Origin of the sequence: Verrucomicrobium sp. BvORR034 (assembly GCF_000739635.1) — a bacterium.
GTDB lineage: Bacteria > Verrucomicrobiota > Verrucomicrobiia > Verrucomicrobiales > Verrucomicrobiaceae > Verrucomicrobium.
Genome location: NZ_BATQ01000170.1, coordinates 39,188 through 45,187 on the forward strand (window position 1 = coordinate 39,188; position 6,000 = coordinate 45,187).

Genomic DNA, 6,000 nt, shown 5'->3' on the forward strand with positions numbered 1-6,000 from the left:
CTTCCGTCTTCATAGACTTTTTTCTTCAGGGAACCCGTACATTCTGTCGGACCACATTTCCTGAATCAAGGTTCAAGATGCAGAACTCCAGTTGTATCATTAGGGTGCACTCCACCCATCCGATCGGCCCTTGGCTATTGACATCTGGACAACTCGCCTCGCCTACTTCCTGAACTCAGCATACACGAGCTCATTCGGCTCCCCTCCAGCCCAGTGAGCCCCGATTCCGCTCACACAGGTGATGACCTCCGGTACACGACCTTCACCATGGTCGAGCTCTAACTGAGGCAACGCAGCGAAATCGATCTGGACCCTCGCCCGGATCTGATCAAAGGACTGGCCACCTGTGTGAGGAGCCGACCCCTTAAAGTAAGGTTGCAGTTCAGCCCAATTAGCAGGCAACCTCTGCTTGTCCTTTTGGTGAGCAATGATCAACTCCGCCGTCGCCCATTGCGCATAGCAATCCGGCACCGTCTGTTTGACTTGGTGGTGGAGCGCGACGGCCACAAACACCGCGACCCCCAGGAGCCCAAGCAAACACCAAGCCAGAATTTTCTGCCATCTCTCCATAAGATCCACTCGCGTCTTTTCAGCACCGGGCAACCCGCCGCCAACGCCAAAATACACCCGCAGCCAGAGGGATGGCAAGCACGATGCTGACCATCCCCGTCAGCGTTGGTCGCTCCAGGCCGCCGCGATTCCAGAACAGCACAAGGTAATCAAAGTAGTGCGAAGAAGTCCGGACCGTTGATGCCGATGTACGCCAAGGTCCAGGCGACAAGGTAGCACGCGACCACGATGGCAAGACGCTTCACAGTATTCTTCATCATGAGGTGACCGTTGCGTGAATGAACTCTCAAAATTGGGTTGTCTAAGGTGACTCCAACGATTGGCGAATCAACGCACCCGTCGCCTCCAGCGTCTCCCGCCCGGCCTGTTCACCAAACCGTCGCCACCCGAACCCATCACCCGTCGATCTCGGGATCACATGGAAGTGCACGTGAGGCACCTCCTGCCCCGCCGCCTCGCCATCGGCCAGGGACAACGAGATCCCCTCACACCCCGGCAGCGCCGCCTTGAGCCCACGGCCCACACGCCGCACCAGGTCAAACACCTGATCCCCCTCCACATCCTCAAGCTCAGTGAACGACGCCACATGACGTCGAGGAACTACCAGCACATGCCCCGGATTGACCGGGCGAATGTCCAGAAAGGCAACCGCCCGGTCGCTTTCCGCGATGCGGATGGACGGGATCTGATGTGAAAGGATCTGGCAGAAGATGCAGACACACATAGAACGATCGTTGGGCAAAACTCTACTCAATGAGTGCGAACGATTCAAGCCTTCCACAAACGGGACACCGATACGTGGCCACAGGAATCTGCAGGACCGGAACCTTGAGACCGCCGAGCCAGGAAGATTCTGGTGAGCCCGACACCCAAGTGGGCTGTCGGATAGACATCTTGTGATGATAGTCAGGTACAAATCCCTTTTCCATCTCAACATCGCATCGTTGGCACTTGGGAGTACTCATCAGTTCGGTTTCCTTAAATCATTGGTTACAAGGTTTCTTGATCCAAATGGACAGCACTCCGGGCCACCATCAAATGTCACCCTCTCACCCGCACCATCTGCACGAGCCTCGCCATGCCTGCAGCGGGAGCGCAGAGGAGGATGACAGCAATTGAATTCAACACCAATCCTCTCAGCACTTCTCCCGCTGAGCTTCCTCTGACAAGAATCCCGTACCCGCTTGCGACCACCACCCAAACCAAAAAAGACACGATGGGAGCCAATAGGACGCACAAATGAGCGCGATGTGATTCCGGTTTCCAAATGACGCCCAAGACACCTCCAACCACATGCACACCGATCAACATCGCCACCACAAAACGCCATTCAGAAGGAGTCGTATCAGGTGTCGAAAAGATCACCCACAACAACAGAAGCGCTGGGAACCACGTCACAGCGATAAAGAACGCACTCGGAACCCATTGGGCCGAACCTCTCTTCATCGCTGTATCAGTCATTGATTGTTGAATTTTGCAGTTTGAAGTTTTGAGCTTTCACCCCTTCTGCACCTCATAGCGCAGCTCCACCATGCTCGGCCCCATCTGCCGCACCGCCGTGAGACGCAGCACGGGGCTCAACACGGTACGAGGAAAGAGCGGCCTGCCCTTGCCCAGGGTGACTGAGCCCACTTGCAGGATCAGCTCATCCAGAAGCCCTGCATCGTGGAACTGCCCCGCGAGATCCCCGCCTCCCACAACCCAGAGATTCTTGCCATCAGCCGCCGCCTTCATCTCCTCATGCACCGGGCGCACATCCCCCTGCACAAACCGGATGTCCGCCCCTGCGATACCAGGCAGCTTGCGACTGGTAAAGACCCAAGTCGGCTGAGTGTACGGCCATGCCGAGCCGACCTCCGCCACGACCTTCTCCTCGTTGCGCAGCATCCATTCATAGGTGGTCGAGCCCATCACCAGCGCCCCCACATCTGCAATGAAGGCGGGATAGCTGGATTCATTCAGCTCCCCCAGGGGAAACAACCATTCCAGAGAGTCGTCCTCCGTGGCAATGAAACCGTCAAGTGTGGTCGCAGTGTAGTATTGGGTTTTCATGGTGGCCATCCTGTACTGCTCAGCAACCGGGATCAAGCATCAGATCATACGTCGTTGCTCATATCCTGACGCGATGCGTCTCATCGTTGTTCAAAGATCACAGCCATCCCAACCCTCACCAGTGCCACAAGAATTCGTCGTAGGCGCATCGAAATGTGGGCAGAGGAGGTTGATTGATTGTTTCTTGGTGGAGGCACATACCGTCAGGCTCCAGTAGTGTTCTTCTGAATGGCACCCGCTTTTCTATCTATGGGGGCACTCCCATCTTTCCTGGTCACATCCCGAAATTCATAGGCCCCACGCAATTCCAAGGCGGGGTTGATCGAAAGCGATGCTCTTGTCATCCCGAATTGCTGCTGATCCAATGGACCGTGCAACTTCCTAGACTCGACATCAAGGATCCAATAATCCACTTGTGAGGTATCTTCGACCTCGTAGGTGTCGGCCGGGTTGCCGGGACTACGCCGTTTCAAACCATGTCGTTCGGCCAAAATGTACCTGCCATCGGTAACGCACTGGGTAACAATAGTAGGAATGATCGGGTTCCCTTCACTTCGGCCAGCTTCCGACGCGATAATGATCTGGTAGGGAGAAGTCCGGTGCAGCCAATAATCTCCAGCAAGGTGACCGGAATAGTCCTGATTCCCAGGCCCTGGAAACCGCATCGGATGCTCCCGGACGCAACGACGCACCAAGCCTGCCAGAGCAATGCAGACGAAGAGACCGACAGTCACTAAAACAAAAACCGTTGCTTTAAGTTTGTTCATGGTCTCACACTTATTTGGCACATGACAAAGGATCCCGTACCGATAGAGGTCGTCAACACCCAATGTCGCAAGGTCAGGATTTCGGAAAGGTTGTTACGTGAGAAGGAGATGCAGGGAGCTCCTTCTGCAATCTGTCATCGTACGCCATCAATCCGCTCGGCATAGATTCCGTCTGACAAGATCAACCTCCGGTGAAGCATCTCGCAGCCAGTCATCACTCCATCGCTGATGCTATCCCAAACTTCGAAGTTGATCATCACGCCCTCAGGCATCGAGGGGTGCTCTGCCACAAGCCAGTTCCAAAGGCCCTGCCAGTCCATCGCGCGGTTTTGCAAAAGAATGCTCACCCCTCGATCTCCGAAGAAACCTACGGCTGTGCAGAAGTCCCATCCATTCTCCCATTTTTTGGACAGCTGTTCATAGATTCGCTGCTCAATTGCCTCCTCCATGCCGGCGATCGATGGAGTCGCAGAATGCTGATGTTGGTAGCGCTGAGCAACTTCCATCCACTCCTGTGAAGTGACGAATTGCAACGTGAACATTTTCTCGATAGCCATCGCAGCATTGTCCAGTCCGCCACCCATGTCGTCTACTTCCCGATCTGTGACCAGAGCGCGTACTCTGGGATGACGCGCAACGTTGCCAGCCCTGGCTGGGGTAGAGACGCACCAGTTCGCAACCCTCATCCGTCGGATCCCCCACCAGTTGGCACTTCCACCAACTCGATGGAGTGCCCATCCAAATCTCTCACCACGGCCCGTCTTCCCCAAGGTGAATCTTTCGGTGGCGACACGATCTCCGCTCCCAGCTCAACAAAAGCTTTCAAAAGGGAATCCACCTGTTCTACAACGAACCCCAGTCTCGCCGCGGACGTCGGAGCATCGGTCGGCCGCAATGGATAGATCTCGAAGACCAATCCATCCACTTCACAAGAGTAGTGCTCTGGGCCACTGCCATGGGCGTGCTTGGTGAATTGAAGCCCCAGGTTTTGATAAAAAAGCACGGCCCGGTCAATATCGGGAGAACGAATCACCACGAGATTAAGAAATGGGGGAGAGGCTGGCATAGGAAGAACAATCAGGCTCCGGCACTAAGAACCTGTTTGGATAAAAACATCCGGGTGTGGCAGGTTCAATTAAGGGAATGAGATAAAAGCGGCTTCGCCGAGCCTGAGAACTGCCCCCTCCGGGTTGCGGTCCTTTTGAGCCTGGACTGCGTTGCTCATCGGTTGTGAATCTCGATTCACGCCCTCTTCGCGCCTTGTCCAGACTCAAAATGCCTCGCAACACACCCAGCGTTTTTATCCAAACAGGTTCTAAGTACCGCTTCGGTTCGCAGATCTCGCTTCAACTGCTGATATGGGAAGCCCCAGCCACCTCGTCACTGAGCACTCGCTCATCAGGGTGAACCGGTTCCAGATCACCCTGGATCTGCCCCAAGAAAGGGTCTGGCAGCTCTTCCAGCACTCCCAGTTTCAAACGATGAACTCTGAAGACATTGTCAAAGTCCATCGGGGGATTCCGGTCATGACGCCCTCTGCCCATGGTGTCTTCATCATCGTGGCAATAAAACAACCCGTAACTACCCGGTGCATGAATGCGAATCCATTCAAGCATTGCCCAAACCGAGGAAGTCCGGTGATTGCGGGAAAGGCAGAAGTTGAGCAACCCATGATGATTGTTCAGATCTTCAAAGAGGCTCCACTGGAGCCAGGGATCGCAGTGATCCGCCATCCATGCTCTGAATTCAGCAAACAACCTTGCGTCAGCCGCGGCAATGCTGGCGTCAACCTCCGTGCCCCTGTCTATCGTGGCCGTGCGAAGAGGTTCGCGGGAAGACTGCAGGTGACACCATCCAAATCCGAGCATGGTTTGTTAGCGGTTAAATCGAGCGGCTCTATCCTCTGCGAAGACACGCAACACGTCAACAGAGGGACGCTCGCATCAATGCATCCCTGTCCCGGAGGGGACGCCTGACGTTAGCCGGTGGCGTAAACCACCGGATTATCGCGCCCAACCCCAACTCTGCCCCATCGCAAATCACCCGACATCTCCTTCACCCCCCCCGCTGCCAAGAGCCGGGACGGCTCTTCTACCTTTCCTCCACCACTCCATCACTCCCCGCTCACCGCTTACCGCTTACCACCCACCGCCCCATACTCCATTGAAAAAACCCTTTCATTAACCGCCCTTATTGCGAATAATGCGCTGGCACTCGCGCCCGCCCCTAGATCACCGGAATACCCACTGGTTCCCATGAACAACGCCCTCCCGCTGTCCGCCCGCCTGGTATTGCTCTTCGTCCTGCTCTTTACCATCCCCGCCTGCCAGACCAAGCCCGTCTGGAAGCCACAGCACCGGCCTGACTACAAACAGCGCCTCACGCGAGGGTGCATCTTCTACATGGATGGTGCCGGGGGCGGCACGGACAAATCCAACTACGCCGCGGGGGTCGTGGCCGGCATGTTGGATGCCGGGTACAACGGAGCCGGGGAACTCGTCACCTGGGAGACCGGCAAAGGCCTGATGGCCGACCAGGACGCCAGCGTGGAGTACAAGCGGGCCAAAGCAGCCCTGGCCGCCGCCAGCATCCTGAAGTACAAAACGAAATA

The 6,000-nt window shown here is 55.8% G+C and carries 7 protein-coding genes; 1 reads left to right on the plus strand and 6 read right to left on the minus strand.

Annotated elements, in window-relative coordinates:
- Window positions 1-871: 871 nt before the first annotated feature.
- The 6 genes from BV034_RS29800 to BV034_RS36915 all read right to left on the minus strand — a co-directional run bounded on the left by BV034_RS29800 (window position 872) and on the right by BV034_RS36915 (window position 5,257).
- Window positions 872-1,294, minus strand: a complete 423-nt coding sequence (locus BV034_RS29800; protein WP_050030593.1) for an HIT family protein — start codon at window positions 1,292-1,294, stop codon at window positions 872-874.
- Between the two features lie 773 nt (window positions 1,295-2,067).
- Entirely contained in the window at window positions 2,068-2,622 is a 555-nt protein-coding gene (locus BV034_RS29810) for a dihydrofolate reductase family protein (protein ID WP_050030599.1), read from the minus strand.
- A 203-nt stretch (window positions 2,623-2,825) separates the two neighbouring features.
- Complete coding sequence (locus tag BV034_RS29815) at window positions 2,826-3,389, minus strand: DUF3997 domain-containing protein (protein ID WP_050030595.1); 564 nt, start codon at window positions 3,387-3,389, stop codon at window positions 2,826-2,828.
- Window positions 3,390-3,523: 134 nt separating this feature from the next.
- On the minus strand, window positions 3,524-3,973 hold the full coding sequence (locus tag BV034_RS29820) for a hypothetical protein (protein WP_265593617.1): 450 nt from the start codon (window positions 3,971-3,973) through the stop codon (window positions 3,524-3,526).
- Between the two features lie 98 nt (window positions 3,974-4,071).
- Entirely contained in the window at window positions 4,072-4,455 is a 384-nt protein-coding gene (locus BV034_RS36910; protein ID WP_050030597.1) for a VOC family protein, read from the minus strand.
- A 280-nt stretch (window positions 4,456-4,735) separates the two neighbouring features.
- Window positions 4,736-5,257, minus strand: a complete 522-nt coding sequence (locus BV034_RS36915) for an Imm7 family immunity protein (RefSeq protein ID WP_343123301.1) — start codon at window positions 5,255-5,257, stop codon at window positions 4,736-4,738.
- A gap of 387 nt (window positions 5,258-5,644) precedes the next feature.
- Here BV034_RS36915 and BV034_RS29835 point away from each other — a divergent pair.
- Window positions 5,645-6,000 (plus strand): hypothetical protein (locus BV034_RS29835; protein ID WP_265593619.1); only part of this gene is annotated, 356 nt, incomplete at its 3' end.